The organism is Lysobacter sp. 05T417, assembly GCF_056396405.1.
Map to the genome: position 1 here is coordinate 246,623 of NZ_JBFTLK010000001.1, position 25,431 is coordinate 272,053.

25 protein-coding genes are annotated in these 25,431 nt (G+C 68.8%); 2 read left to right on the forward strand and 23 right to left on the reverse strand.

Annotation, left to right across the window (positions count from 1 at the left end; translation table 11 throughout):
* Nucleotides 1–74: 74 nt before the first annotated feature.
* The 7 genes from AC1DER_RS01035 to AC1DER_RS01065 form a co-directional block, all read right to left on the reverse strand.
* A complete protein-coding gene (locus AC1DER_RS01035; protein ID WP_441814488.1) occupies nt 75–1,148 on the reverse strand; it encodes an HDOD domain-containing protein in 1,074 nt (357 codons plus the stop codon).
* A gap of 130 nt (nt 1,149–1,278) precedes the next feature.
* A complete protein-coding gene (locus AC1DER_RS01040) occupies nt 1,279–3,039 on the reverse strand; it encodes a sensor histidine kinase (RefSeq protein WP_477246618.1) in 1,761 nt (586 codons plus the stop codon).
* Nucleotides 3,040–3,164: 125 nt separating this feature from the next.
* Nucleotides 3,165–4,346 carry a methyl-accepting chemotaxis protein gene (locus AC1DER_RS01045; protein WP_441814486.1) on the reverse strand — a complete coding sequence of 394 codons (1,182 nt, stop codon included), beginning with the start codon at nt 4,344–4,346 and terminating at the stop codon, nt 3,165–3,167.
* Nucleotides 4,347–4,368: 22 nt separating this feature from the next.
* Nucleotides 4,369–5,457, reverse strand: coding sequence for a protein-glutamate methylesterase/protein-glutamine glutaminase (locus tag AC1DER_RS01050; protein WP_477246622.1), 1,089 nt, complete (start codon nt 5,455–5,457; stop codon nt 4,369–4,371).
* Entirely contained in the window at nt 5,457–6,053 is a 597-nt protein-coding gene (gene cheD, locus AC1DER_RS01055) for a chemoreceptor glutamine deamidase CheD (protein WP_477246624.1), read from the reverse strand. The genes AC1DER_RS01050 and cheD overlap by 1 nt, the downstream gene beginning before the upstream one ends.
* Entirely contained in the window at nt 6,050–6,937 is an 888-nt protein-coding gene (locus AC1DER_RS01060; RefSeq protein ID WP_477246626.1) for a CheR family methyltransferase, read from the reverse strand. Before AC1DER_RS01060 ends, cheD begins: the two co-directional genes overlap by 4 nt.
* An 82-nt stretch (nt 6,938–7,019) precedes the next feature.
* Nucleotides 7,020–9,830 carry a methyl-accepting chemotaxis protein gene (locus tag AC1DER_RS01065; RefSeq protein WP_477246628.1) on the reverse strand — a complete coding sequence of 937 codons (2,811 nt, stop codon included), beginning with the start codon at nt 9,828–9,830 and terminating at the stop codon, nt 7,020–7,022.
* Nucleotides 9,831–10,029: 199 nt separating this feature from the next.
* Here AC1DER_RS01065 and AC1DER_RS01070 point away from each other — a divergent pair, with 199 nt between their 5' ends.
* Entirely contained in the window at nt 10,030–10,341 is a 312-nt protein-coding gene (locus AC1DER_RS01070; protein ID WP_441814481.1) for an energy transducer TonB, read from the forward strand.
* Nucleotides 10,342–10,430: 89 nt separating this feature from the next.
* Here AC1DER_RS01070 and AC1DER_RS01075 read toward each other — a convergent pair whose 3' ends face one another.
* Both AC1DER_RS01075 and AC1DER_RS01080 read right to left on the reverse strand, forming a co-directional pair.
* On the reverse strand, nt 10,431–11,336 hold the full coding sequence (locus tag AC1DER_RS01075) for a YihY/virulence factor BrkB family protein (protein ID WP_477246632.1): 906 nt from the start codon (nt 11,334–11,336) through the stop codon (nt 10,431–10,433).
* A 5-nt stretch (nt 11,337–11,341) separates the two neighbouring features.
* On the reverse strand, nt 11,342–12,232 hold the full coding sequence (locus tag AC1DER_RS01080; RefSeq protein ID WP_477246634.1) for an NAD(P)/FAD-dependent oxidoreductase: 891 nt from the start codon (nt 12,230–12,232) through the stop codon (nt 11,342–11,344).
* 179 nt (nt 12,233–12,411) lie between these two features.
* On the opposite strand from AC1DER_RS01080, the gene AC1DER_RS01085 reads away from it, so the two are divergent.
* A complete protein-coding gene (locus AC1DER_RS01085; protein WP_441814478.1) occupies nt 12,412–12,585 on the forward strand; it encodes a DUF1328 family protein in 174 nt (57 codons plus the stop codon).
* Nucleotides 12,586–12,646: 61 nt separating this feature from the next.
* Here the strand turns inward: AC1DER_RS01085 and AC1DER_RS01090 are convergent, their stop codons facing one another.
* From AC1DER_RS01090 to AC1DER_RS01155, 14 genes are all read right to left on the reverse strand, one after another.
* Nucleotides 12,647–13,165 carry a chemotaxis protein CheW gene (locus AC1DER_RS01090; protein ID WP_441814477.1) on the reverse strand — a complete coding sequence of 173 codons (519 nt, stop codon included), beginning with the start codon at nt 13,163–13,165 and terminating at the stop codon, nt 12,647–12,649.
* Nucleotides 13,166–13,210: 45 nt separating this feature from the next.
* Nucleotides 13,211–15,190 carry a chemotaxis protein CheW gene (locus tag AC1DER_RS01095; protein ID WP_477246635.1) on the reverse strand — a complete coding sequence of 660 codons (1,980 nt, stop codon included), beginning with the start codon at nt 15,188–15,190 and terminating at the stop codon, nt 13,211–13,213.
* A gap of 3 nt (nt 15,191–15,193) precedes the next feature.
* Complete coding sequence (locus AC1DER_RS01100; RefSeq protein ID WP_441814475.1) at nt 15,194–15,559, reverse strand: response regulator; 366 nt, start codon at nt 15,557–15,559, stop codon at nt 15,194–15,196.
* Nucleotides 15,556–15,846 carry an STAS domain-containing protein gene (locus AC1DER_RS01105; RefSeq protein WP_477246639.1) on the reverse strand — a complete coding sequence of 97 codons (291 nt, stop codon included), beginning with the start codon at nt 15,844–15,846 and terminating at the stop codon, nt 15,556–15,558. Before AC1DER_RS01105 ends, AC1DER_RS01100 begins: the two co-directional genes overlap by 4 nt.
* A 79-nt stretch (nt 15,847–15,925) precedes the next feature.
* Nucleotides 15,926–16,579, reverse strand: a complete 654-nt coding sequence (locus tag AC1DER_RS01110; RefSeq protein ID WP_477246641.1) for a chemotaxis protein CheW — start codon at nt 16,577–16,579, stop codon at nt 15,926–15,928.
* Nucleotides 16,576–17,349, reverse strand: a complete 774-nt coding sequence (locus tag AC1DER_RS01115; RefSeq protein WP_477246643.1) for a ParA family protein — start codon at nt 17,347–17,349, stop codon at nt 16,576–16,578. Before AC1DER_RS01115 ends, AC1DER_RS01110 begins: the two co-directional genes overlap by 4 nt.
* A 1-nt stretch (nt 17,350) precedes the next feature.
* Nucleotides 17,351–18,484, reverse strand: a complete 1,134-nt coding sequence (gene motD, locus AC1DER_RS01120) for a flagellar motor protein MotD (RefSeq protein WP_477246645.1) — start codon at nt 18,482–18,484, stop codon at nt 17,351–17,353.
* Between the two features lie 7 nt (nt 18,485–18,491).
* Entirely contained in the window at nt 18,492–19,232 is a 741-nt protein-coding gene (locus AC1DER_RS01125) for a flagellar motor protein (protein ID WP_441814470.1), read from the reverse strand.
* A 26-nt stretch (nt 19,233–19,258) separates the two neighbouring features.
* On the reverse strand, nt 19,259–21,061 hold the full coding sequence (locus AC1DER_RS01130) for a chemotaxis protein CheA (RefSeq protein WP_477246646.1): 1,803 nt from the start codon (nt 21,059–21,061) through the stop codon (nt 19,259–19,261).
* 5 nt (nt 21,062–21,066) lie between these two features.
* On the reverse strand, nt 21,067–21,708 hold the full coding sequence (locus AC1DER_RS01135) for a protein phosphatase CheZ (protein WP_477246648.1): 642 nt from the start codon (nt 21,706–21,708) through the stop codon (nt 21,067–21,069).
* Nucleotides 21,705–22,097 (reverse strand): chemotaxis response regulator CheY, encoded by a 393-nt coding sequence (cheY, locus tag AC1DER_RS01140; RefSeq protein WP_441814467.1) that lies wholly within the window; start codon nt 22,095–22,097, stop codon nt 21,705–21,707. The genes AC1DER_RS01135 and cheY overlap by 4 nt, the downstream gene beginning before the upstream one ends.
* A gap of 51 nt (nt 22,098–22,148) precedes the next feature.
* On the reverse strand, nt 22,149–22,910 hold the full coding sequence (locus AC1DER_RS01145; protein WP_441814466.1) for an RNA polymerase sigma factor FliA: 762 nt from the start codon (nt 22,908–22,910) through the stop codon (nt 22,149–22,151).
* A complete protein-coding gene (locus tag AC1DER_RS01150; protein WP_477246651.1) occupies nt 22,907–23,824 on the reverse strand; it encodes a MinD/ParA family protein in 918 nt (305 codons plus the stop codon). Before AC1DER_RS01150 ends, AC1DER_RS01145 begins: the two co-directional genes overlap by 4 nt.
* Nucleotides 23,811–25,415 carry a flagellar biosynthesis protein FlhF gene (locus tag AC1DER_RS01155; protein ID WP_477246653.1) on the reverse strand — a complete coding sequence of 535 codons (1,605 nt, stop codon included), beginning with the start codon at nt 25,413–25,415 and terminating at the stop codon, nt 23,811–23,813. The genes AC1DER_RS01150 and AC1DER_RS01155 overlap by 14 nt, the downstream gene beginning before the upstream one ends.
* Nucleotides 25,416–25,431 lie beyond the last annotated feature (16 nt).

A 25,431-nucleotide genomic window follows, 5' to 3' on the forward strand; every position in this document is an offset into this window, starting at 1 on the left:
GCAGCGCACGCATGCACGAAGGGTGAGGCTCGCGGGCGCAGATCGCCCGCGAGCGTTTCGGGTATCGCAGCGACTCAGGCTGCTTCGGCCATCTCGTCGGCCAGCGAGCGCCAGCGCGGAAGCCGGTCGAGCTGTCCGACCGTGCGCAGGTAGGCCTCGTCGACTTCACTGCCGTTGACGATGGCCGCGGCCACGTGCACCGCGCCTGCGACCCAGAAGCCGCCGCGCAGCCGCGCCGGATTCTGGTGGAATGCCACGGCCTCGACGATCGGCGAGGGCAGGCCCCACAGACCGAGCAGGTAGGCACCGGCGACGCCGTGCGGGGTGATGCTGCCGTCGCCGTCGCTGCTGGTCATCGGCGGCAGCAACAGGCCGACCTCGGCCAGCAGGCCGGCGGTGGACGCCAGTTCCGCGCTCGGTCCCGCGAGCAGCCGGCCGGCCAGTTGCGAGATGCGCAGGGCGCGGTCGCGCATCGCATCGGCATGCGCCGAACTCGCGCCGGCGGAGAACACTTCGTTGGCGAGCACCAGCTGCAGCAACGCGTTCTGGCCCAGGCGGGTGACGGCGGTGCGCAGGTCGCTGATCTCGCGGCCACCGGAGTAGTACGCGGAGTTGGTCAGGCGCAGCACCTTGGCGGCGACGGCGGGGTCCTTCGACACCGCTTCGACCACGCGCGCCGAGCTGGTCTCCGGATCGCGCAGCAGCCGCGTCAGCGCCAGGTACTGGCGCGGTGCGGCGGGCAGCGAACCCATTCGGCCGATCGCGGTCTTGAGCGACTGGTCCGACAGCAGCGTGCGCAGCTCCATGACACTTTCGACCGCTTCGATCAGCGCCAGCGCCTCGAGCGGTTCGGGCAGCACGCGGTGGCTGACTTCCAGCGCTTCCATCGCGTCCTCGTCGCTGCCGTTGTCCATCAGCAGGATGCTGACTGCATCGGGATGGCGCTTGCGCAGTTGTCCGAGCAGGCTGCGGCCATGGCTGGAGCCGACGCGGGCGGCGCAGACGATCACGTCCGGATTCCAGTCGCCGGTCAGGGCGACTTCGGCGCGGTCGGTCCAGGCGATGCGCCAGTCCAGTCCCTGGTCCTTGAGTTCCTCTTCGATCTGCGCGGCATGGCCGCCGTCGTCGCTCACCACGAGAATAAACACCGGGCGCTCTTCCGTAGGTCGTTGCTGTTGCATCGACTAACGGCAGCGCGGGGCCGTCCTGAAGTGCGTGGTTCGCGAACTGCCAACTCGCGCACAGTTCGGGCGGGCTCGCTGGGAGGCTCCGTGCCGGCTAGCGGGCGATGTGCATCGGCAAGGTGGCCCGCACGCACGTGCCGCCACCGGGGCGGCTCTCGATTTCCAGCGTCCCGCCCAGCTGCTGCGCCCGTTCGCGCATGGTCACCAGGCCCAGGCCGTGGACGCCGTCGCCATTGAAGCCACGGCCGTCGTCGGCGATGGCCAGTCTCAGCGTGCGTTCGTCTTCATCGATCGCCAGGGTCAGCGTGACCTGGGTCGCGGCGGCATGCCGCAGGACATTGGTCAGCGCTTCCTGGGCGATGCGGAAGCAGGCCTGTTCGACTTCGGGATCGGGCCGCCGTGGCAGTGGCGCCAATGCCAGCTCCAGTTGCGGCTGGCCCTGGCGGAACAACTTGTCGGCCTGCCAGCGCAGCGCTGTCTCCAGGCCCAGCGTGTCGAGCTGTGGCGGACGCAGCAGCAGCGACAGGTTGCGCAGCTTGGTGACCGTCTGGTCGGTCGTGGCGATGATCTCGGCAAGGATCTCGTCGCGGCGGGCCGGGTCGTCGTCGTGCTGGATGGCCATCGCGCCGAGCTTGATTGCGGTGATCGCCTGGCCGATGTCGTCGTGCAGTTCGCGCGAGAGCGTGCGTCGCTCATCCTCCTGCACGGTCAGCAGGCGTCGCGTGACCGCCTGCAGCTCCTCGCGCAGGTTGCGCTGCTGTTGCAGGCTGAGGTTGACCTCGCCATAGGCCTCGTGGGTGCGCGCGGCGAGCTGGTTCATGGCTTCGGCCAGTGGCGCCAGTTCGCGCGGCACGCTTCCGGGTTCGATCGGCGCCGAGGCGCGCTCCAGGGCGAAACGCTGCATCCGGTCCAGCAGTTCGTGGACGCTGCCGCCAAGGCGCTTCATCTGCATGTTGACGATGGTCAGCACGCCGACCAGCACCAGTGCGAGCAGGCCCAGGATGACCATGGTGTTGCGGCGCAGCTCGGCGACGACGACGCGATCGGGCACCAGCAGCAGCAGGCGCCATCCCATCTGCAGCGGGACGGCGCGGGCGTAGGCGTCGCCGCCATCGCGCAGGACGCCGTGCAGGCGCTGCATCTTCGAGCGGTCGCTGGAGCGCTGCAGTGCGCGGATCTCCCGATCGCGCGGGCTGTCGCCGAGCACGTCCAGCGAGCGGTAGGGCAGCCCTTCGCTGGCATGCACCACGGTCTGGTCGCGGTCCAGCAACAGCACCTCGAAGCCGCGCGCGCGCAGCCATTGGCTGCGCAGTGCCGCGAACGCCTCGATCCTGATGGCGCCCTGGACGATGCCGGCAAAACGGCCATTGGCGAACATCGGCGCGGAGACCGCCACCAGCGGCGCCTTGCCCAGGTAACGGCCGCGGAATGCGTTGGAGACGTAGGCGCGGCCGTTGCTCGCCGGTTCCTTGAAGTACGGCCGGTCGGCGACCGAGACGACGCCGCGGCCGGGCAGTTCCGGCTGGATCACCCGCACCGTGCCGGCGCCGTCGGCGACCACCAGCGAAGTGAAGTCGGAGTAGTGGCGATGCAGGCGCAGCAGGTCATCGGCCCATGCCGCGTCATCGTCGAGATTGCCGGCGGCACTGCGGCGGTCGGCGAGCAGCTGGACGGGCACGAGGTGCAACTGCAGGAAACTGTCGACGTCGTGGCCGGTGGTTTCGGCGACGGCTTCAAGGCTGGTGCCGAACTGCTCGCGGGTCGCGGTGGAACGCTGCCACAGGATCAGCGCAGTCAGCACCAGCACCGGCACCACGACCGCGATCAGCAGCAGTCGGGCGAACTCGCGCAGCAAGCCCCGGCCTGGCGGGGGCGTTGCTGGCAGTGAGGCGTTGGGCATGCGTCAAAGCTACCTGCCCAGCCGGGCGCACCGCAATGCCGGATCGGCCGGTTGGCCGAGACGGGTTGGCTAGTGTTGACTCAGAACAGCTCGACGCTGCCCGCGTCCATAGACTGCTGCATCACCGGCTTGTGCGGCGGGCGCTCCCACTCGCCGCGCATCTGCGTGATGCGCTGGCCGAGCTGGCCCAGGGCCTGGCGGATCTCCGCGCCACCGGCGCCGCTGCTGCGATGCAGCAGCTCCTGCAGAGCGGTGGCCTCGCGGTTGATCGCGCCCAGGCGTTCCAGGTGCACGTTGGCGGCGGTCAGGGCCTGGGTGGCGATGTCCTCGAACTGCAGCGAGCGCACGGCGTCGGCCACCGAACCGTCGATGGCGCGACCGCACTCGGCGATCTCGCGCATGCCGTTGCCGAGGCCGCGGTTGATGCCGTCGACGCGCTCGAGCATCGCAGCGGCTTCGGCGCGTGCACCGCGGCTGCGGTCGAGGTCGCGCGAGGCCATCTGGCTGACGGTGTCGCGGACCCGTGCGATCGAATCCTTGGAGCTGTGGGCGAGCTTGCGGATCTGCTCGTTGAAGGCGGTCGAGCGCTCGGACAGGTTGCGGACCTCGTCGGCGACCACGGCGAAGCCGCGTCCGGCTTCACCGGCACGCGCGGCCTCGATGGCCGCATTGAGCGCCAGCAGGTTGGTCTGGTCGGCGATCGACTTGACGTCCTCGAGCAGCGCGAAGATGCCATCGAGGTGACCGGCCATCGCATCGATGTGGGTCACGGTGGTGCTGCTCTGGCCGCTGACCGCTTCCAGCGCTTCGACCAGTTGCTCCATCTGCTGGCTGGCCTGGAGGGCAAAGCGCGAGACGTCGACGCCGCCGCTGTTCTCGCCATCGCCGGTACGGTCGATGAGGCGGGACACCACATCGCCCTGCTGCCGCGACTTGCGGTTGACCGCCTCGAAGCTGCCGCCGAGCCTGGCGACCGATTCGCGGATCAGTTCGCGGGTGCGCTCGATCTCGGTGCGCGAGCCCTGGACTTCGGCGCCGACGAAGTTGCGCAGCTCATCGAGCAGGCGGATCTGTTCGCCCAGCAGTGCGCCATCGCGGCTGCCGGGCCTGAGGATGCTCCAGCCGAAGCCGAGCCAGGCCAAGGTCATCGCCACCAGCGCGCCCCAGCGCACCGGTGCTGGCAGTCCGAAGGCCTCGGTGCAGATGAGGGTGAAGGTGAGCGCCAGCGGCGCTGCGATGCGAATCAGTACGCGCGAATCCATCATCGGTCTCGTCGGGGGCGGTCTACGTTAGATAACGGCCGCTCGGCAGCGCGCTTGAGTCGATCGACGCGGCGCAGAGCAGGTGATGTGCGATGTGTTCGAGCGGCAGGACGTGGTCGACGGCGTCGCGCGCGACAGCCGCGCCCGGCATGCCCCACACCACGCTGCTGGCTTCGTCCTGGGCGAAGGTCGTTGCGCCGGCCTTGCGCAAGGCAAGCATGCCGCGCGCGCCGTCGTCGCCCATGCCGGTCAGCAATGCGGCGCTGGCATTGGCGCCGGCGTGCTCGGCGACGGACTCGAACAGGACGTCGACGCTGGGGCGATGGCGCCTGACCGCTTCGTCGTCGCCGAGACGGCAGTGCCAGCGCGCACCGCTGCGCTGCACGCGCAGGTGGCGCCCACCGGGAGCAACGTAGGCATGGCCGGCCAGCAGTGGCTGGTCGTGCTCCACGTGCACGACGGTCATCTTGCTGTGGCGGTTGAGCCGTTCGGCGAAGGCGCCGCTGAAGGCGCCCGGGATGTGCTGGGCAATGACAATCGCCGGCGCATCGGCGGGCATGCGCGCCAACACTTCGCGGATGGCTTCGGTGCCGCCGGTGGATGCGCCGATGGCGAGCAGGCGATCGGTGGTGCGGTAGCCGACCGGTTGAGAAGCCAGTTGCGCCTCCGGCGGCAGCGGATGCGCCGCGACCGCCGGTACGACGCGCGCACGCGCCGCCTGCCTGACTTTCTCGACCAGCACCGAGGCGTATTCGTGGAACCCTTGCACGACATCGAGCCTGGGTTTGGCGATGAAATCGACCGCACCCAGGGCCAGCGCGTCGAGCGTGACCTGGGCACCGCGTTCGGTCAGGGTCGAGACCATCACTACCGGCATCGGCCGCAGCCGCATCAGATTGCGCAGGAAGGTCAGGCCATCCATGCGCGGCATTTCGATATCCAGCGTCAACACGTCCGGAGCTAACTGCTTGATCTTCTCGCGGGCGATGTACGGGTCGGCCGCGGTGCCGACGACCTCGATGCCGTCGGCCTCGCCGAGCAGCTGCGTCATCAGCTGCCGTACCAGCGCCGAATCGTCTACCACCAGCACGCGTGTGGGACGGGCAGGCATCAGAACAGTTCCACGCCGCCGCTGCGGACCTTGGTGCCGGTGAGGCGACCGTAGTAGGCGCGCTCGACATCGGCGATGCCATCGTCGCGCGTGGCCGGGAGGCGCTTGACCAGGGTGCGACCGGTCTGGGCGAAGAAGCAGACCTTGCGCGGATGGATGTCGCCCAGATCCTGCGCCAGCACCGGGATGCGCTCGGCCGCGAGGTATTCGAGCACGAAGCGCGCATTGCGCGTGCCAACCGGATCGCTGTAGAAGCCGCTGAGCACGTTGCCGCCACCGAACACCTTGGCCTGCAGGCGCGAGCGCCGGGCGCCGCGCTTGAGCAGGTCGTTGATCAGCAGTTCCATTGCGTGCACGCCGTAGCGCGAGCACACCGAGTCGCTGTCGCCGCCGGGGAGCATGAAGTGGTTCATGCCGCCCACTGCCAGCGTGGTGTCGAACAGGCACGCGGCCACGCACGAACCAAGCAGGGTGACCAGCGCGACCGGACGATCGGTGACGACGTAGTCGGCGGGCAACAGCTTGATCGCCTCGGTCTGCAGGACCGGATCGTAGTAGCTGCCCGGCGCCAGGGCTGCGGCCGCGGCGGCGCTCACCGGCGACCGGCCTGCGCGGTTGCGCGATAGATGGTGCGCCCGCAAGGCACGACCAGGTCCTGGGCGTGGGAGAAGCTTTCGGAATGGCCGGCGAAGAGCAGGCCGCCGCTGCCCAGCAGCGGCGAGATCCGGTGCAGGACCTGATACTGCGTGGCCTTGTCGAAGTAGATCATCACGTTGCGGCAGAACACCGCACTGAAGCCGCCGCGAAGGCCGTAATTGGCCGCGAGCAGGTTGAGCGGGCGGAACTCGACCAGCGCCTGCAACTCAGGCTTGACCCGGCACAGTTCGGCATTGGGGCCGCTGCCGCGCTGGAAGAAGCGCCGCCAGCGTTGCGGCGAAAGGTCGCCGATGCGCTCGATCGGATAGACCCCGGTAGCGGCGGTCTGCAGCACGCTGGTGTCGATGTCGGTGGCAAGAATGCGTACCGGCGGCGTCATCGTGCCGAACGCCTCGCAGGCGGTAATGGCGATGGAGTAGGGCTCCTCGCCGGTGGACGCGGCGCAACACCAGATCGTCTGCTCGGCCACTCCGGCGGCCGCTGCCGCGCGCAGGTGCTCGCTCAATGCGTCGAAATGGTAGGCCTCGCGGAAGAACGAGGTGAGGTTGGTCGTGAGCGCGTTGACGAAGGCCTGCGATTCCGTCTCCGGGCTTCGTTCGAGCAGGTCGAGATAGTCGCTGAAGCGTTCCAGGCCCAGCGAGCGCACGCGCCGCGCCAGCCGGCTGTAGACCATGTCGCGCTTGTGCGGGCCGAGGTTGATGCCGGCGCGATCGCGGATCAGGCGGCAGACGCGGCGGAAGTCGCGGTCATCGAAGACGAAGGCGCGCTCGTCGAGGCTCCCGGTTTCGTGGCTGCGGCGTTCGCGGGGGCGCGTGCTGATCATGTGCAGGGACTCTTGCGTGGGCTGTCATGGGGCGGCGCGGGATGAGCCGCGCCGCCGCATGCGGTGATCAGGCGTGCGCGGATCAGAACTCCTGCCAGTGCGCGTCGCTGCCATTGACCACCGCGCCATTGCCGCGCGGCTTGCGCGCCGCCGGCTTGGTACGCGCGGCAACGGCGACCGGAGCGGGCCTGTGCGCCGGCGCCGGAGCAGCCACCGCGACCACCGCCGGTGCACGCGACACGCTCGTCGCAGCGCTGCCGCCGGAGGTCAGGCGGAATACCGCCACCGTCTGCACCAGCTGCTCGGACTGCTGCTCCAGGCTGCGTGCGGCGGCCGAGGCTTCCTCGACCAGCGCCGCGTTCTGCTGGGTGCCTTCGTCCATCTGCGTGACGGCCTGGTTGACCTGCTCGATGCCGGTGGACTGCTCCAGCGAGGCAGCAGTGATGTCGGCGATGATGTCGGTGACCCGCTTCACGCTGGTGACGATCTCGCCCATGGTCCGGCCGGCCTGGTCGACCAGGGTCGAACCTTCCTCGACCTTGTTGACCGAATCGGTGATGAGCTGCTTGATCTCCTTGGCGGCGCCGGCCGAGCGCTGCGCCAGCGAGCGGACCTCGGCGGCGACCACGGCGAAGCCGCGGCCCTGCTCACCGGCACGTGCCGCCTCGACCGCGGCGTTCAGCGCCAGGATGTTGGTCTGGAAGGCGATGCCGTCGATGACACCGATGATGTCGACGATCTTCTTGGAGGCGGTATTGATCGCGCTCATGGTGTCGACCACTCGGCCGACCACCTGGCCACCCTGCGATGCGACGTCGGCCGCGCCCAGTGCCAGCTGGTTGGCCTGGCGGGCGTTGTCGGCGTTCTGGCGCACGGTCGAGGTGAGTTCCTCCATCGACGAGGCGGTTTCCTCCAGCGAGGCGGCCTGCTGCTCGGTGCGCTGCGACAGATCGTTGTTGCCGGCGGCGATCTCGCCGGCGGCGGCGCTGATCGCGTCGCTGCCCTGGCGGATCTCGCCGACGATGCGGCTGAGCTGGGCGACGGTGCTGTTGGCGTCGTCCTTCATGCGGCCCAGCGTGCCGCGGTAGTCGCCGTCGATGGTCTGGGTGAGGTCGCCCTGGGCCAGCGCCGAGAGCACGCGGACCACGTCGTCGAGTGCGGCGGCGTTGGTTTCCAGCAACTGGTTGATGCCTTCGGCCAGCAGCTTGACGAATCCGTCCTTGCCGTTGAGGGCGATGCGGTGCGAGAAGTCGCCTTCGACGGCGGCCTGGACGATGCTGGCGATCTCGGCTTCCACTGCCACTTCGGCGGTGAGGTCGCCCCATTCCACGACCGAACCCAGGCGCTCGCCGGCAGCGTTGATGATCGGGGAGGCCGCCATCGAGAAGGTGCGCCCGCCAATGACGATGCGGGAGGCGTAACGCTCGCGCAGGCCGTCGAGCACGCGCTTCTGGTAGCCCGGCTCGCGGTCGAACACGTCCATGCTCGCGCCGAGAAGGCGGCGGGCCTCGAAGTGCGGCAGGTCCTTGCGGATGTCCGATTCGGCATGGATCAGCATCGCCGAGACCGACTGGTTCATGTAGATGATGCGGCGCTCGTTGTCGGCGATCATCACGTTGGTGCCGACGTCATCGAGCGCGTTGCGGATGCGCAGGTTCTCGTCGGCGACGCGGCGCTCCTCCTCGATGTTGGCCTTGAGCTGCGACTGCATCTGCGACATCGCCGTCATCAGCTCGGCGACTTCGTCGCGGCCGTCGATGCGGATGCTGTTGTCGAGGTGGCCGTCGGCGATCTTGCGCGACACGCCGATGACGCTCTGCAGCGACGAGCGGGTGCCGCGGCTGAAGCCCAGGAAGAGGTAGCCCGAGAGCAGCAGGATCAGCACGCACGCGCCCAGCGTCAGGCCGGTGCGGCGCTGCAGTCGCGAGATCTCCGTATCGGCGGCCAGGGCCAGCGAGCGGTTGGCGGCGGCCATCGCGGCACCCAGGGCCAGGCGCGTCGCATCGGCGCGGGCGGCCATCACCTTCACCGGCAGCACCGGCGTCTCGGCATCGAGGATATTGGCCTGGATCAGCTCGTTCTGCTTGGCGATCGCGGCGAGCGCGCCGGTCAGCGGCTTGCCGGCAGTGACGGCCAGGCGCGGCAGCTCTTCGGTGGCGTCCTTGTACTCCAGCTCGACGCGGCTGCGGACGTAGTCCTGCATGTTGCGCGACACCGCCAGGTTGGTGCGGTCGTCGACCCAGATCGCGCCTTCGCCGAGCACGCGCACGCCGACCAGCGACTGCTGCGCGGTGTATTCGGCCAGGGTCGGGATCCAATCGGTGCCGGCGTGGCCCATGTACAGGACCGCGGCGTTCTGCGCCTGCGCCAGACCGGTGTGGTCGGACAGCTGGCCCATGAGTTCGCCGATCCGGCGGATCGCGGCGTTATGCGCGACCACGGCTTCGGCCGCATCCTTGTGGGTGTCGACGGCCTTGGCCCAGGCGCTGCGGGCGGCCTGGATCGGTGCCTGCAACGGCGCGTCGGTGAGCTTGTCCTGTTGCCAGGCGGACAGTGCCTCCAGCTCCGCGTCGACCGTGTCGGCGGCCTTGGCCAGCGCCTGGTCGGCGACCGTGTCCTTGGCGAAGCGGCGCGCCTCAAGCTGGGAGTGGTCCTGCATCGCCAGCATGGCGCGCTGCAGGTGGCCCAGGCCGGTGCTGGCCTCGTGCTGCATGCGGGCCGCGGCAATCTCGGCGTTGGAGCGGGTGATGAGGATGCCGGCGAGGACGCCGCAGGTCAGCATGAATGCCGTACCGATCACCATCGCCTTCTGGCTGAAGCGCAAACGCGCCATCAGCCGGGTTGCCGGCGTCAGGAAACCATCCAGATAGGGGGTAGTGGGGCGGACGGACATAAAGGGCCTCGGGGTCAGGACGGACCCGTTGCGGGTCGACTCTCCCGGCATCGGCGCGGCGGGCGGAAACTTTAGGTGCGCGTCACGCTTCGGGCGCGCTGTGGTCGCGTTGCGACGAGCTCCACCGTGGCGCTAAAGAATTTCCCGGGCCGGCCGATGCCGGGGATGTCGTCACGAATCCAACCCCAAGGAGTGCCCCATGCGTCTTCCCACCTTCATAGCTGCCGGCCTGGCGGCCCTGATGCTGTCGTTCGCTGCGCCGGCGATGGCTGATCTCAAGCCGATCAAGCGCGTTGAACCGCAATACCCTGCCGATGCGGCGCGTTCGGGCACCCAGGGCTATGTCGAAGTCGAGTTCGTCGTCGATGATGCCGGCAACGTTGCCAGTGTCTCGGTGGTCAACGCCAAGCCGGCGCGTACGTTCGAAGCGGCCGCGGTGAAGGCGGTCAAGCAGTGGCAGTTCGCCCCGGGCGGCGGTCGCGGCAAGGTGCGGCTGGACTTCGCGCTCTGATCGAGCGTTGACCGGCAAAGAAGAACGCGCCTTTTCAGGCGCGTTTTTTTTTGCTTCCTGGCGCGGGTTTTGATAACCGGCCCCGGGCGTCAGGCCGGCTTCTGCCGCGCCAGCGCCCGCTCGTCGATCACGGCAGTGAACAATGCGCCGATGAAGACGATCAGCGAGGCGTAGTAGATCCAGACCAGCGCCAGCAGCAGCGCGCCCATCGAGCCATAGGCCGAGCCCGGGTTGGAGCGTTCCAGGTACCAGCCGATGGCGTTGCGCCCCAGCACGAACAGCACCGCGGTCGCTGCGCCGCCGCCGAGGGCCCGCTTCCAGCCCACGCGGCGGTCGGGCAGGTAGTGGTACATCAGCGCGAACGACAGCGTGTAGATGAGCCAGGTGGCAGCGTTGAGCAGCGCCGGCAGCGCCCACTCGTAGCGCGAGAACGCCAACTGCAGCGCGGTGCTGACGGTCATCGACACCAGCAGCAGGAAGCCCATGGCGAAGACCAGCCCGAGCGAGAAGACGCGCTTGCGCAACCAGGCGAGCATGCTCGACAGGCGCGTGGCATCGGTGCGGAAGATCCGGTTCAGCACGTCCTGGAGCTGGGCGAAGACCGCCGTGGCGCCGACCAGCAGCAAGGCCGCGCTCCACCAGCCGGCGATCGATCCGGTGTCGGGCCGGGCCTGGGCGTTGTCGATGATCGTGCGCGCGATCTGCTCGGCCTCGTGGCCGGCGAGGGTGCCGATCTGGTCCATCAGGGCTTCCTGCGCGCCCGGGAGCAGGGCGCTGGTCAGCCACACCAGGATCAGCAGCAGCGGCGCCAGCGACAGCACGGCATACAGGGCAAGGGCGGCGGCCTGCGACATCAGGTCGGTGTCGACGAAGCGCTGCGCCAGCGCCACCGGCAGGCTGCCGCGGGCGCGGCGGACTAATGCCTCGACCGCCGGTCGGCGCAGCGACTTGCCTTGCTGCTCGGGGAGGGGGCGCGGTGACGTGGGGTCGGTCATGTCCGTCAGCAGGCATTCGGCGCGAGACGGTTGTGCACCGCCGTAGCCGCGATGGCTGCATGCCCGGTGGCGACCGAGATCTGGTTCAGGCCGCTGACGACATCGCCGATGGCGTAGAGCCCCTCGATTGACGTCATCTGGTGGCGGTCGGTGATCAGCGCGCCTTCCTCATCGCATTTCGCGCCGGCGTCAGTGGCCAGGCTCGAGCGCGAGATCATGCCCATCGATGGATAGACGACGTCGAAGCTTCGTGTCGCGCCGTCGATGTCGAACTGGCAGCGATCGCCATCGAAGCGTGGCGCGCTCGCAGGTCGGGTCACTTCGATACCGTCGCGTTCGAGCTGCCCGCGTTCGTCTGCACCCTGCGGTTCCCGCGACGGAACCATGACGAGCTTGCGCGAATACGTGCGCAGGAAGCGCGCATGCGAAGCGGCGTGCTCGAGCGGCCCGTAGACTGCAATGTCCTGGTCGATCGCTTCGAAGGCATCGCAGATCGCACACAGGCGCATGGCGCCGCTGGCAACTGCCGCCTCAAGTCCGTCCATCGCGGGCATGACGTCCTCGCATCCCGTGGCGAGAATCACATTGCGCGCCCGCGCATGGGCGTTGCCGTGCGTGAGCACGAAGTGGTCCTGCTGGTGCACCAGTGAGGCGACTTCCTCGTCCATGGTGTGCACGCCGAACGAAGTGGCTTGCCGGCGCATCCGCGCCAGCAGCTCGCGTCCACCGACACCATCGGGAAAGCCCGGGCAGTTGTGGCTGGTGGGAATCCAGACCGCACGCGACAGGCCGTGGTCGAAGACCACGATGGACCGACGGTAGCGCGCCAGATAGGTCGCGGCGGTCAATCCGGCCGGACCGCCACCGATGACGATGCAATCGAACAGGTCCGACACGTGATCGCGTCCACTCCATTCGGAGCCGGATGGCCCTTGCGGGCATGGTGGCGTCGCAGGAGTGAATGGGGTGTCGAGCCGTGCGCGCCCGCGGCTTCAGCCGCCGGGCGGTTAAGACACTCACGTGACCACTACATGGCGCGGGCTAGCGTCGCGCCAGATCCCCAGTGGAGCGCAAGATGATCAAGTGGGCCATCATATTCGCCATCATCGGCCTGGTCGCCGGCGCGTTGGGCTTTACCGGAGCCGCAGGCGCGGCGATGGGTATCGCCAAGCTGCTGTTCTGGGTCGGCCTGGGCATTGCCCTGGTGCTGCTGATCCTCGGCATGACGGTGGCGAAGAAGATCACCTAGACCTTTCAATGGCTAGCCCTGTCAATGGCTAGCCCTGTCAATGGCGCTTGTCCGGCGGCCCTCAGGCCGCCGCGGCCTCGGCCACCAGGCCCATCTCGGCGCTGGTCATCAGGCGCTCGATTTCCAGCAGGATCAGCATGCGTTCGCCCTGCGTGCCGATGCCGGTGATGAACTGGCGGTCGATCGCCGAGCCGATGTCGGGCACCGGGCGGATCTGTTCGGCTTCGAGCTGGATCACGTCGGAGACGCTGTCGACGACCATGCCGACGACGCGGTCGGCGACGTTGAGCACGATCATCACCGTCAGCGCGTTGTACTCGGCGCGCGCCAGGCGGAACTTCAGGCGCATGTCGATCACCGGCACGATGGTGCCGCGCAGGTTGATCACGCCCTTGATGTAGTCCGGTGCGTCGGGCAGGCGGGTCACGGTGTCGTAGCCGCGGATCTCCTGCACCTTGAGGATCTCGACGCCGTATTCCTCCTCGCCAAGGGCGAAGGTCAGGTACTCGTCGGCGGCTTCCACCGACTGCGTCCTGGCGCGGTGATCGTTGCGCGGGGAATGTGCGGATGTGGCGGTCATGGTGCTGCCTCGAAGGAAGGTCTGCGCGTTGGAGTGGGTGGGTGATCAGGCGGCAAGCGGCGGACGCGCGGCCTGGACCAGGCCATCGGTGTCGACAATCAGAGCCACGCGGCCATCACCCAGGATGGTCGCGCCGGAGACGCCCGGCACGCGGCGGTAATTGCTTTCCAGGTTCTTGACCACTACCTGCTGCTGGCCGAGCAGTTCGTCGACTTCCAGCGCCAGGCGGCGGCCGTCGCTTTCCACCACCACCGCGATCGGCGTGGCCGGTTCGGCGTCGGCGGCGCGCGTTGCCGCGGGCAGGCCGTACTGCTGGGCCAGGTTGAGCAGCGGCAGGTAGTCGTCGCGCACGCGCAGCACGCGGGTATCGCCGCCTATGGTGCGCACGTCGGCCGCGGCCGGCTGCAGCGACTCGACCACCATGTTGAGCGGGACGATGAACACTTCGTCGCCGACCGCCACCGACATGCCGTCGACAATGGCAAGCGTCAGCGGCAAGCGGATCGACACGGTGGTGCCGTGGCCGAACTGGCTGCGGATCTCGACCTGGCCACCGAGGGCGGCGATGTTCTTCTTGACCACGTCCATGCCGACGCCGCGACCGGACAGGTCGGTCAGCGCTTCGGCGGTGGAGAAGCCCGGCGCGAACACCAGGTCCCAGACCTGTGCGTCGCTGGGGTTCTCGGGCACGGCGAGGTTGCGTTCGACGGCCTTGCGCAGGATGCGTTCGCGGTTCAGGCCGCGACCGTCGTCGCCGACCTCGATCACGATGTAGCCGCCCTGGTGCGCGGCCGACAACGTCAGCGTGCCGGATTCGTCCTTGCCCGCGGCGCGACGGTCGGCGGGCATTTCCAGGCCATGGTCGATGGCATTGCGGACCAGGTGCACCAGCGGGTCGACGATCTTCTCGATCACGCCCTTGTCGAGCTCGGTGGCCTCGCCGAACGTGCGCAGCTGGACCTTCTTGTCCAGGCGCGTGGCGAGATCTCGGACCATGCGCGGGAAGCGGCTGAAGGCGAACTCGACCGGCAGCATGCGCACGCCCATGACCGATTCCTGCAGGTCGCGGGTGTTGCGCTCCAGTTGCACCAGCCCCGACAGCAGCAGCTCGTTGGCGACCGGGTCGAGCTGCTCGGAGCGCTGGCGCAGCATGGCCTGGGTGATCACCAGCTCGCCCACCAGGTTGATCAGCGCATCGACCTTGGCGACCGCGACGCGGATCGAGCTGTCGGCGGTGTCGCCGCCGCGGGACACGGCCGTGTCGGTGGCAAGCGCCGGAGCGGACTCGACCACCGGCGCCAGCGGCGCTGCTGCGACCGAGGTGATGTCGAGCTCGCACTCGCCCTTGACCCAGGCGAACGCCTCGTCGATGGCGGCGCGCGAAACGTGGCCGGGCAGGGTGAGGTCCCAGGCCAGGTAGGCCTCGAACGGATCCATCTGCTCGAACGGCGGCAAGGCCGAGTCCAGGCAGGTGACGCCCAGTTCGCCGTGGCTGGCCAGTTCGCGAAGGATGCGCAGCGGATCGTTGCCGCCCATGAACATCGACGGCGCCGGCTTGAAGCCGATGCGCCAGTCGCCTGCGGGTTCGGCCTTGGCGACGCTGGCGCTGCCGCTTGCGGGTCCGGTTGCTGCACTTGCGCCCGGCATCGCCAACAGGCGATCCAGGCCGGCACGCGCCTGTGTCAACGCCGCCTGGTTTACCGGACTGCCGTGCTCGCACGCTGCCAGCAGCGAACGCAGCACATCCACCGCCGTCAGCAACGCGCCGATCGCATCGGAATCGAGCGCGCGGCGACCGCCGCGGGCCTCGTCGAGCAGCGTTTCCAGCAGGTGGGTCAGGTCGGTGACGGCGGTGAAGCCGAACGTCGCCGCACCGCCCTTGATCGAATGCGCGGCGCGAAAGATGACGTTGATGGTTTCCGCATCGCCGTTGCCGCCTTCCATTGCCAGCAGGCCGCTCTCCATTGCGTCCAGCCCTTCACGGCTTTCCTCGAAGAACGCAGCGTGGAAGCGGGTGATGTCCATGGCTCAGCCAAGCACCTTGCGGATGGTTGCGACCAGCTGCTCGGGATCGAACGGCTTGACCAGCCAGCCGGTGGCGCCGGCGGCCTTGCCTTCCATCTTCTTGTCGCCACCGGATTCGGTGGTGAGCATCAGCAGCGGCGTGAACTTGTAGGCCGGCAGCTGGCGCAGCTCGCGGATCAGGGTGATGCCGTCCATGACCGGCATGTTGACATCGGTGACCACCGCGTCGAAGCGCTGGGTGCGGGCGATCTCGAGCGCGGCACGGCCGTCCTCGGCCTCGCGCACGGTGTAGCCACCGGAAGTCAGGGCGAAGGCAACCATCTGCCGCATGGAGGTGGAGTCGTCGACGATCAGAAGTTGCGCGCTCAAGCGGTCTCTCCGGTTTCAGTGTCGACCCCGAGACTGGCGGCCAGGTCGAGCTGGCGCGCAGCCGCGGCGAGGGTCGGCGAGGCAAGGGTGACGAAGGTGTGGTGGCCGCGTGCGGCGCGGTCGCGGACGAAGGCGTGGAGCAACTGCAGTCCGGCGGCATGCACGCGCTCGACGCGATCGCCGGCCAAGGCCAGCGGACCGCCGTGGTCGAGGTGTTGCTGCAGCGCCGATTGCAGCTCGGCGACGCATTCAATGCCCAGGTCGGTTTGCAGGGATAGCTGGTTCATAGGTCAGCCACTGGCGGGTACTCGAAGGCATTAACGGCGAACTGCGTCACGACTTGAGGGCCGCGAGTTGAGGGCCGCGTCAGCCGAACAGGGCATTGGCGTCGAGCAGCACCGTCGGCACGGCGCCGACGCGGGCGATGCCGACGATGGCGCCGGGATCGCTGCCGGGCAGCGGCGGCTCGACGCGGTCGCGGCCGAGGGTGACCACATCCTCGACTGCGCTGACCAGGGCGCCGATCAGCTCGTCGTTGCGCTCGACCACGACTATCCGGCTGCGCTCGTCGGGCTGCACGCGGTCGGTGCCGAGCCAGATGCCGAGGTCGAACACCGGCACGACGCGGCCGCGCAGATTCATCACGCCCAGCACGGACGGCGCGGCACCGCGCATCGCCACGATCGGGGCCGGCCTCAGCACTTCCTGGACGCGCAGCAGTTCCAGTGCGTAGCTGTCGTGGCCGACATTGGCCCGCAGCCAGCGCTGCGAAGAGGCGGTTACGGCCTTGTGTGGCGGCGAGGGCAGGGGCCGGGCAGGCGGCGGCAGGATTGCGGCAGGCGCAACCGGGCCCGCGGCGACCGCTGCGGGGCCGGGTGCTGGCGTTTCAATCGCTGCGGGCGCTGGTGCCGGGGCGGTAGCAACCGCATCGATCGCGACCACGGTCGTCGGCGAACTGTCAGCGCCATCGAGCAGGGCGTCGAGGTAATCGTCGATGATCATGTCGCCCCCGGTGTTCATGCGGCCTGCTGTTGCGCGGCGCCGTCCTGGGCCAACAGCCACTTCAAGGCGCGCCGGTAGGCATCGGCGCCGCGCCCGGTGGGCATGACCGCGGTGGTCAGCGCGTGCGCGTCACGCAGGCGCGTATCCATCGGCACCGCGCCCGGCCAGACGCGGTCTTCGTAGCGATCGTGCAGCAGCTCCAGGCTATGCACACCGGTGCGCGTGCGCCGGTCGAAAAGGGTTGGCAGCACATAGCGCGGCATGGGCCGGCGGCGCGAGCGCTCCACCATCTCGGCGGTGCGCAGCATGTCGGCCAGGCCGTGCAGGGCGAGCGGGTCGGTCTGGGTCGGCACGACCAGGCGGTCTGCCGCAGCCAGTGCGTTGACCATCAGCAGCCCGAGCGTGGGCGGGCAGTCGAGCAGGGCATAGTCGTACATCGACCTGGCGGCATGCAGCGCCCGCCCCAGCGCGAGCCCGAGCCCGGGCTGGGTTGCGCCGCGACGTTCAAGCGTCGCCAGGGCCGGTTGTGCGGCGACCAGCTTGAGGCCTTCGATGTCGGTGGTGCGCGCGAGCGATGCCAGTGACGCACCGTCGATGCTGAAAAGGTCGTGCGTGCCGGCGGGCGGCGGACTGGACGGGACGCCGAAGGCCCGGGTCAGCGACGCATGCGGATCGAGATCGATCAGCAGTACGCGGTTGCCGGCCAGCGCCAGTCCACGGGCGAGGCACAGGGTGGTCGTGGTCTTGCCGACGCCGCCCTTCTGGTTTGCGATGGCCCAGGCCTGCATGTCAGCCAGCCTCCGAGTCGGTGGCGCGTTGCACGTACACCGTGGCCGGTGCCGTGGTCGCCGGGTGGAGGGAAGGTGCGGCGATGTCATGCGCGGTCGCTGCGCGTCTTGCCGGCGAGCTGGCAGGCGAGGTGGAAGGTGCGGGCATGGGCACCGAGGGCGGCGAGCGATGGGGCAAGGACCGCGGCGATGCTGCCGGCGCCACGGCGATTGGCGCACCGGGCGCAGCGGGCGCCACGTCCTGCATGGCGATCGCCGGCGTCTTGTCCGGCACCGCGTCCGGTCCCTGCGGTGCGGCCAGGATCACCAGCAGCACGCGACGGTTGGCATTGCGACCCTCGACGGTGTTGTTGTCCGCGATCGGCTGGTGCTGGCCGTAGCCGACCACGGCCAATCGCTCTGGGCCGATGCCTTCGCCGACCAGGACATGGACCACGCTGGCCGCGCGCGCAGCAGACAACTCCCAGTTCGAGCGGAACAACGCGGTGCTGATCGGAACATCGTCGGTGTAGCCCTCCACGCGCAATGCGTTCGGCGCGGCGCGCAGTACGGCGGCGAGCTTGCGCACGGTCGCCGTTGCAATCGTGCTCGGTTCGGCGACGCCGCTGGCGAAGAGGATGTCGCTCTGGATCTCGACTTCGAGGTAGGTGCGGCCGCGTCGTACGGTGACCAGCTTCTGCCGCACCAGCTCGGTCAGCGCATCCTGGATCTGCGCGCCGAGGGAGTTGAGCTGGGTATCGCGCTCGCGCAGCAGTTGCTGCTCCGATTCGACCGTCTTGTCGTTGACGTGGTGGCGGCCGAAGGTCGGCATGTCCAGCATCTGGCGCACGCGCACACTGGTCACCGCGCTCGTCGACGCCGGGCCGGTCTTGGCCGCGGCGGTCTGCAGCGACGGGCGGTCGAATGACGAGCCACGCAGCTGCGACTTGCCCAGCTGGATCGGCACGATGGTGCGCGGTGGCCCGCCGAACGCCGACGACAGCGCATCGGACACGACCCGGTACTTGCCCTCGTTGAGCGAGGAGATCGCATACATCACCACGAAGAAGGCCAGCAGCAACGTCATCAGGTCGCCATAGGGGATCGCCCAGGCTTCGTGGTTGATGTGGTCCTCGTGGGGGCGCCTGCGAGCCATGCCGACCTCAATGCACGTAGCCGTTGAGGCGTGCTTCGATGTTGCGCGGGTTCTCGCCCTGGGCGATCGCGATCAGGCCCTCGATGATCATCTCGCGCTCTTCGGTCTGCGAGTGCACCAGTCCCTTGAGCTTGCTGGCCATGGGCAGCAGCGCAAGGTTGGCCGAGCCGATTCCGTAGATGGTGGCAGTGAAGGCCGCGGCAATGCCGTGGCCGAGCTTGCTCGGATCGGCGAGGTTCTTCATCACCGCCATCAGGCCCAGTACCGCGCCGATGATGCCAAGGGTGGGCGCGTAGATGCCCATGCCTTCGAATACCTTCGCAGCGGCGAGATCGCGCGTGCTTTGGCCGTGCAGGTCGATCTCGAGCATCTGCCGGATCGACTCCGGCTCCACACCGTCGACCACCATCTGCAGCCCCTTGCGCAGGAACGGATCCTCCTGCTGCTGCACCTGTGCTTCCAGGCCGAGCAGGCCCTGCTTGCGTGCAGTGGTGGACCACTCGACGATCTGCGCGATCACCGCGACGCGATCGTGCGCAGGCGGCTGGAACACCCAGCGGAACATGCGCATCGCGCGCATGAACGTCGCCATCGGTGTCTGCAGCAGGATCGATGCCAGCGTGCCGACGATCACGATCACGAACGCCGCCGGCGACCACAGGCTGGACAGCCCCGCGCCCTTGAGCACGCTGCCGCCGAGCAGCGCGGAGATGGCGAGAACTGCGCCAATGATACTGAGTCGGTCCATGGGGGATTTATCGGTTGCCATGGGGATTACTTGAGTTGCGACCGGCTGTTCTGTGAGCTCTCTCGCAATCCGGTACGCAGCAATGCATCGACGTCGAGAATCAGTGTCATGCGACCGTCACCGACCAGACTTGCGCCGGCGTAGCCGGGCAGTCCACGCAAGGTGGGCGGCAAGGCCTTGATGACCACTTCCTCGCGGCCGCGCACGCGATCGACGATCAGACAGAAGCGCTGCTCGCCCGACTGCAGCACCACGCACGTCGTCTCCGCCATCGAACCGGCTTCCAGGTCGAGCCATTCGCGCAGATCGAGCAGTGGCAGCGGTTCCTGGCGCAGGTCGAGCACCTGCTGGCCATCGATCCACAAGGTGTTGCCGGGCTGGTAGGCGAGCACTTCGACCACGCGCACCAGCGGCAGTGCATAGACGTCGTCGCCGATCTCGACGAGCAGCGTCGGCAGGATCGCCAGCGTCAGCGGCACGCGGATCGCGAAGCGGCTGCCGACGCCCGGCTCTGAATGGATCTGCACGAAGCCCGACAGCTCCCTGATGCGCGATTGCACGACATCCATGCCAACGCCGCGGCCGGACAGGTCGCTGACCTGGTCGCGCGTGGAGAATCCCGGCAGGAAGATCAGCTGCAGGCATTCCTCGGCCGACAGCCGCGCGGCGGCCTCGGCATCGATCAGGCCCTTGTCGATGGCCTTGCGCCGGACCCGTTCGGGGTCGATGCCGTTGCCGTCGTCGCGCACCTCGATGGCGACGTGGTCGCCTTCCTGCTGCGCGCTCAGACGCACGCGCCCCAGCTCCGGCTTGCCGGCGCGGCGGCGTGCATCGGGCATCTCGATGCCGTGGTCGATGGCGTTGCGGACCAGATGCACGAGCGGGTCGGCGAGGGCCTCCACCAGGTTGCGGTCGAGCTCGGTTTCGGCCCCGATCACTTCCAGGTCCACGTTCTTCGAAAGCTGGCGGGCGACGTCGCGGGCGAGCTTGGGGAAACGGGCGAACACACGCCCGACCGGTTGCATGCGCGCGGTCATGACGGCCGACTGCAACCTCGACGTCGCGGCATCGAGCGAACCGACGGCGCGGTCGAGATCATCGTCGCGCAGGCGCGGACGGATCGTCTTGAGGCGGTTGCGCGCGAGCACCAGCTCGCCCACCAGGTTGACCATCGCATCGAGGCGGCGCACGTCGACGCGGACGGTGACTTCCGCGTTCTCCGCCGGTGCGGCGTTGCCGGCTTTCGCCACGGCGGTCGAAGGAGCAGGCGTGGCTGCGGGCGAGGGAGCCGGCGCAGGCGCGGTCGCCGCGGGCACCTCGCCGGGAACGCCGCCGGCACCGTGCAGGCTGTCCAGCAGCGCTTCGAAATCGAGGTCGTCGATGCCGTCGCCGCCCGCAGCGAACGCGGCGATCGCAGAGGCAGCGGACGTCGCCATTGGCGCAGGCGCCGACGAACCTGCGCGCAACGCGGCGAGCAAAGGCTCCGGCGCGGGCGAGGGTTCCAGGCCGGCGGAAACGCTGCGCAACATGTCCACCAGCAGGTCCAGCGATTGCTGGGCGCCGTCGAACGCCTGCGCGTCCAGAGGCGCGGCGCCGGTGCGCGCGGCGTTGAGGCGATCCTCCACGGCGTGGCAGATCGCCACCATCGGCGTGAAATCGAGGAAGCCCGCGCCGCCCTTGATGGTATGGAAGCCGCGAAACACCGCGTTGAGGCATTCGCGGTCGGTCGGCGCATGCTCCAGCGCGACCATCTGCTCACCGAGCTGGTCGAGGATTTCGCCGACCTCGACCAGGAAGTCGGCGCAGATGTCAGAGGCGATCGCGGACACGGCGGCTACAGACCCAGCGACGACAGCAGCTGGTTGGCGTCGTCCTGCGTGGCCGCGGGCGGATCGACACCGGCGAGCGACGGACCGTGTCCGTGACCGGACAGCTGCAACGGCCGGTCGCCTGCATCGGCGTAATCGCCCAGCCCGGCATGCACCGCCTGCACCAGGTCGACTACCCGACGGATGATCTGACCGGTGAGGTCCTGGTAGCCCTGCGCGGCGGTCATCTCCGAGAGGCGATTGCGGATCGCCTGGACCGTCACGGCCTGGCCCCCGGCTTCGATGACCGGCAGCGTGCCGAGCAGCGCTCCGCATTCCTGGATCAGGTCGAGCGTGTGATGGCTGGCTTCCTCGCTCATGCGCACCACGTGCTCCAGGCGCGCGCAGGCTTCCGGCAGCGAACCGCCGCCGCTGCCCGGGCCATCGCCCAGCGCCTGATCGAGTTCGCGCGCGAGTTTGGCCAGTCCCATCACCAGCGGCTGCGTGCGCCACTGGATCAGTTCATCGACATGGGCGCGCCAGGCGGCGTGGTCGTCGGCCTCGAGCGCGTCGAGCGCGGCGTGCAGGCATTCGATCACGGTCTGGCGGTCCTCACGCTCCGGCGTGTCGCGCCCGGGTGGCGCCTGGACCACCGGCACGGCATTCACGCTGCGGCCCCGAGGCGCTCGAAGATCTTGCCGAGCTTGTCGCCGAGCGTGGCCGCGGTGAAGGGCTTGATCACATAGCCGTTCACGCCGGCCTGCGCCGCTTCGAGGATCTGCTCGCGCTTGGCCTCGGCGGTGACCAGCAGCACCGGGATCTTTGCCAGCGCGGCGTCGGCGCGGATCGCCTTGAGCAGGTCGATGCCGGGCATGCCGGGCATGTTCCAGTCGGTGATGACCAGGTCGAACGGGCCCTTGCGCAGTTCGATCAGTGCGCTGTTGCCGTCGTCGGCTTCCGCGGTGTTGAAGAACCCCAGATCGTTGAGCAGGTTCTTGACGATGCGGCGCATGGTCGAGAAGTCGTCGACGATGAGGATGCGTATGTTCTTGTCCATGCGGGTCTCTTGGGCAGTTCTGGATTTCGTGGAAAAAGGAGTGGTGGCCGGTCAGGGCAGGTAGTCGTCGTCTTCTTCGCGCTCGCCGCGCCATTCGCCCAGGCGCGCGCGCAGTCGCACCATCGCCTGGCCGTGGATCTGGCAGACGCGCGATTCGCTGACCGACAGCACCGCGCCGATCTCGCGAAGGTTCAGTTCCTGCTCGTAGTAGAGGGACAGCACCAGCTGCTCGCGCTCCGGCAGGTCACCGATGGCCGCGCCGAGTGCGTCGCGGAATGCGCCGTTCTCGAACATCCGCGCCGGCGTGGCGTTGCTGCTCGTCGCCAGGCGCGGTTCGCCGTCGTGTTCTTCCATGTGGGCATCGAGGCTGACCAGCTGGCCGCGGGCGGCGTCCTCGACCATCCGGTGGTACTCGTCCAGGCCGATGCCGAGCGCGTCGGCGACCTGCTGCGCGGTGGCGGCACGGCCGGTGCGCTGCTCGATGTCGCGGGTGGCGGCGATCATGTCGCGGTAGCGGCGATGGACCGAGCGTGGCACCCAGTCGCCGCGGCGGATCTCGTCGATCATCGCGCCGCGGATGCGGATCGATGCGTAGGTCTCGAACGCGGCGCCCTGGTCAGCCTGGAAATTGCGTGCTGCGTCGATCAGGCCGAGCATGCCGGCCTGGATCAGGTCGTCGATCTCGACACTGGCCGGCAGGCGCGCGGCGAGGTGATGGGCGATGCGGCGGACCAGCTCGCCGTGGCGGACGACGATGTCGGCGGCGCTGCCGTTCTGGGCGGCGCGGTAGTGGGCGGCGGCGACGGCGTTCATGCGGCAGAGCTCCGCACGGGCGAATTGGCCGGAGCCTGCGAGGGCGCTTGTGAGATCAGCCGCTCAATGAAGAACTCGACGTGCCCGCGCGGCCCCGGCGGCGACTGCCACTGGCGCGAGCGCCGGGCGATGTCGCGGAAGGCCAGTGCCGACGGCGACGAAGGAAATGCATCGACCACGGCTTCCTGGCGCTGGATCGCGCGGCGCAGCCATTCGTCGCGCGGAATCGCGCCGAGGTAATTGAGGGTGACATCGAGGAAACGGTTGCTGACGCGCTGCAGCTTCTCGAACAGCTGACGGCCCTCGGCGGCGTGCTGGACCTGGTTGGCCAGCACCTGGATGCGGGTCAGGCCGCGTTCGCGGTTGAGCACCTTGATCAGCGCGTAGGCATCGGTGACCGAGGCCGGTTCGTCGCAGACCACGACCACGACATCCTGCGCGGCCTGGCAGAAGGTCAGCACGCCGTCGGCGATGCCGGCGGCGTTGTCGATCACCATCGCGTCGATCGGCAGGTCGAGCTGCGAGAACGCGTGCACCAGGCCGACATGCTGCTGCGGTTGCAGTTCGGTCATGTGGCGCTTGCCGGACGAGGCAGGCACCACCATCAGCCCGTTCGGGCCCTCGATGACCGTATCGCGCAGTTCGCAGCGGCCTGCGAAGACGTCGGCGAGGGTGAAGCGCGGCGACAGGCCGAGCATCACGTCGACGTTGGCCAGGCCCAGGTCGGTGTCGAGCAGGAGCGTGCGCTGGCCGGCATTGACCAGGGCGGTGGCGAGGTTGACCGATACCGAGGTCTTGCCGACGCCGCCCTTGCCGCTGGCGACGGCGATCACGCACGGCGCCGCGTTGCCACCGGGGTTGGGCAACTGGACGGACAGGTGGGCGGAGCGCGGATGGGGGTCAGGCAACTGCATGGCGATCCTCGGCGGCGAGGGTGTTATCGGCAGCACGGCACACTTTCTCCAGTGTCCGGGCCAGTCGGGTTGCGTCGGCGGTATCGATGTCGTCCGGCACGTTCTGGCCGTGGGTGGTGTAGGCCAGCGTCAGGCCGTGGCGGACGGTGACCGACAGCGCCGAGCCCATGCGTCCTGCCTCGTCGACCTTGGTCAGCACCACGCCTTCCGGCGCGGCCGGCCCGTAACGACGGACGACTTCGCCCAGGTCGTGCGGGTGGGCGTTGGCCGGCAGCACCAGCAGGCTGCGCACGTTGCGGCTCTGGTGCAGCCAGAGGATCTGGCCGAACAGGCCGCGGTCGCGCGGGGCATACCCGGGGGTATCGACGATCACCAGCGGGTAATCGGTGAGCTGGGCGAGGGCGGTCTGCAGGCCATCGGGGCCAGCGGCTTCGCACACGGTGATGCCCAGGCGGCGCCCGTGCGCATGCAGTTGTTCGCGCGCACCGGCGCGCTCGCCATCGATGGTCACCAGGGCGACGTCGCGGGCGCGGTGGCGCGCGGCGAAGCGTGCAGCCAGCTTGGCGGCCGTGGTGGTCTTGCCCGAACCGGTCGGACCGACCAGGGCGATCACGCCGCCATCGTCGATGGTTTCGCTGCGGGCGATGGTGAGCATGCGGGCGAGCTCGGCCAGCATCGGTTCGAGGATCCGGGCCGGCTCCAGGCGCGGGTCGATCTTTGCCGCGACGGCCTGGGCGAGCATGTCGTCGCAGCCGTATTCGAGCAGCGCCTCGTAGGCCGCCGCGCGTGCCGGCGATCCACGCAGGCGTTCGAGCGAGAGCTGCTCCATCTGCTTTTCGATCAGCTGGCGCATGCTCGACAGCTCGGCACGCATGGACACCAGGGCCGGGTCGGGTTGTTCCATGGTGGTTGCGACGGGGCGAAGGGCGGGGATCTGCGGTGGGGTGCTTTCCGGGAGCACGCTCTCCGCCGCGGCGATCGCTTCGGTCTGTTCCGTCGCGACGGGCGTCACCGGGCTTTCAATCGCGACCGTCGGCGCGATGGCGGCAACGGCTTCGGGAATGGTGAGGTAATCGGTATCGCTTGCGACGACGCTTGCGACGACGCTGGAAAGCACCGGCACCGGAACGGCCACGGGCATGGTGGCCGCGGCCGGTACCTTGGAGGTCGGCGCTGCAGTCAGCTCGGCGAGCGTCGGGCCGTCGATGACCTTCGGACCATCGCCCACCTTGAACACCGCGCGTGCGCGGGAGACCAGCGACGGTTGCGGCCTGGCAACGGTCGTCACTGCCGCTGCCATTGCCATTGCGGTTGCCATTGCAGGTTCAGGAGTGCTGGCAATGACCGGCGCAGCGACTGGCGCAGCGACTGGCGCAACTGCAGGCGTCGCGACAGGCGCCGTCTCCAGCGTCGGCAGTGCGGCGCGCAGGGCCTGCGTCACCAGCGATTCGTCGTAATCGGTGGCGGCGACTATCTCGATGCCGCCCTCGGTGGCGCGGTTGGACAGGATCACCGCATCGGGGCCCTGTTCTTCGCGGACCAAGCGCAACGCGGTGCGCATGTCGGGGGCGATGAAACGCTTGATTCTCACTGCTTCCTCCTGCCGC

Excerpts from the sequence above, each read along its gene's own strand:
- AC1DER_RS01045 (WP_441814486.1), bottom strand. The coding sequence starts at position 4,346 with ATGGATTCGCGCGTACTGATTCGCATCGCAGCGCCGCTGGCGCTCACC.
- AC1DER_RS01050 (WP_477246622.1), bottom strand. The coding sequence starts at position 5,457 with ATGCCTGCCCGTCCCACACGCGTGCTGGTGGTAGACGATTCGGCGCTG.
- AC1DER_RS01060 (WP_477246626.1), bottom strand. The coding sequence starts at position 6,937 with ATGATCAGCACGCGCCCCCGCGAACGCCGCAGCCACGAAACCGGGAGC.
- AC1DER_RS01065 (WP_477246628.1), bottom strand. The coding sequence starts at position 9,830 with ATGTCCGTCCGCCCCACTACCCCCTATCTGGATGGTTTCCTGACGCCG.
- AC1DER_RS01070 (WP_441814481.1), top strand. The coding sequence starts at position 10,030 with ATGCGTCTTCCCACCTTCATAGCTGCCGGCCTGGCGGCCCTGATGCTG.
- AC1DER_RS01075 (WP_477246632.1), bottom strand. The coding sequence starts at position 11,336 with ATGACCGACCCCACGTCACCGCGCCCCCTCCCCGAGCAGCAAGGCAAG.
- AC1DER_RS01085 (WP_441814478.1), top strand. The coding sequence starts at position 12,412 with ATGATCAAGTGGGCCATCATATTCGCCATCATCGGCCTGGTCGCCGGC.
- AC1DER_RS01090 (WP_441814477.1), bottom strand. The coding sequence starts at position 13,165 with ATGACCGCCACATCCGCACATTCCCCGCGCAACGATCACCGCGCCAGG.
- AC1DER_RS01095 (WP_477246635.1), bottom strand. The coding sequence starts at position 15,190 with ATGGACATCACCCGCTTCCACGCTGCGTTCTTCGAGGAAAGCCGTGAA.
- AC1DER_RS01105 (WP_477246639.1), bottom strand. The coding sequence starts at position 15,846 with ATGAACCAGCTATCCCTGCAAACCGACCTGGGCATTGAATGCGTCGCC.
- AC1DER_RS01110 (WP_477246641.1), bottom strand. The coding sequence starts at position 16,579 with ATGAACACCGGGGGCGACATGATCATCGACGATTACCTCGACGCCCTG.
- AC1DER_RS01115 (WP_477246643.1), bottom strand. The coding sequence starts at position 17,349 with ATGCAGGCCTGGGCCATCGCAAACCAGAAGGGCGGCGTCGGCAAGACC.
- motD (WP_477246645.1), bottom strand. The coding sequence starts at position 18,484 with ATGGCTCGCAGGCGCCCCCACGAGGACCACATCAACCACGAAGCCTGG.
- AC1DER_RS01125 (WP_441814470.1), bottom strand. The coding sequence starts at position 19,232 with ATGGACCGACTCAGTATCATTGGCGCAGTTCTCGCCATCTCCGCGCTG.
- cheY (WP_441814467.1), bottom strand. The coding sequence starts at position 22,097 with ATGGACAAGAACATACGCATCCTCATCGTCGACGACTTCTCGACCATG.
- AC1DER_RS01145 (WP_441814466.1), bottom strand. The coding sequence starts at position 22,910 with ATGAACGCCGTCGCCGCCGCCCACTACCGCGCCGCCCAGAACGGCAGC.
- AC1DER_RS01150 (WP_477246651.1), bottom strand. The coding sequence starts at position 23,824 with ATGCAGTTGCCTGACCCCCATCCGCGCTCCGCCCACCTGTCCGTCCAG.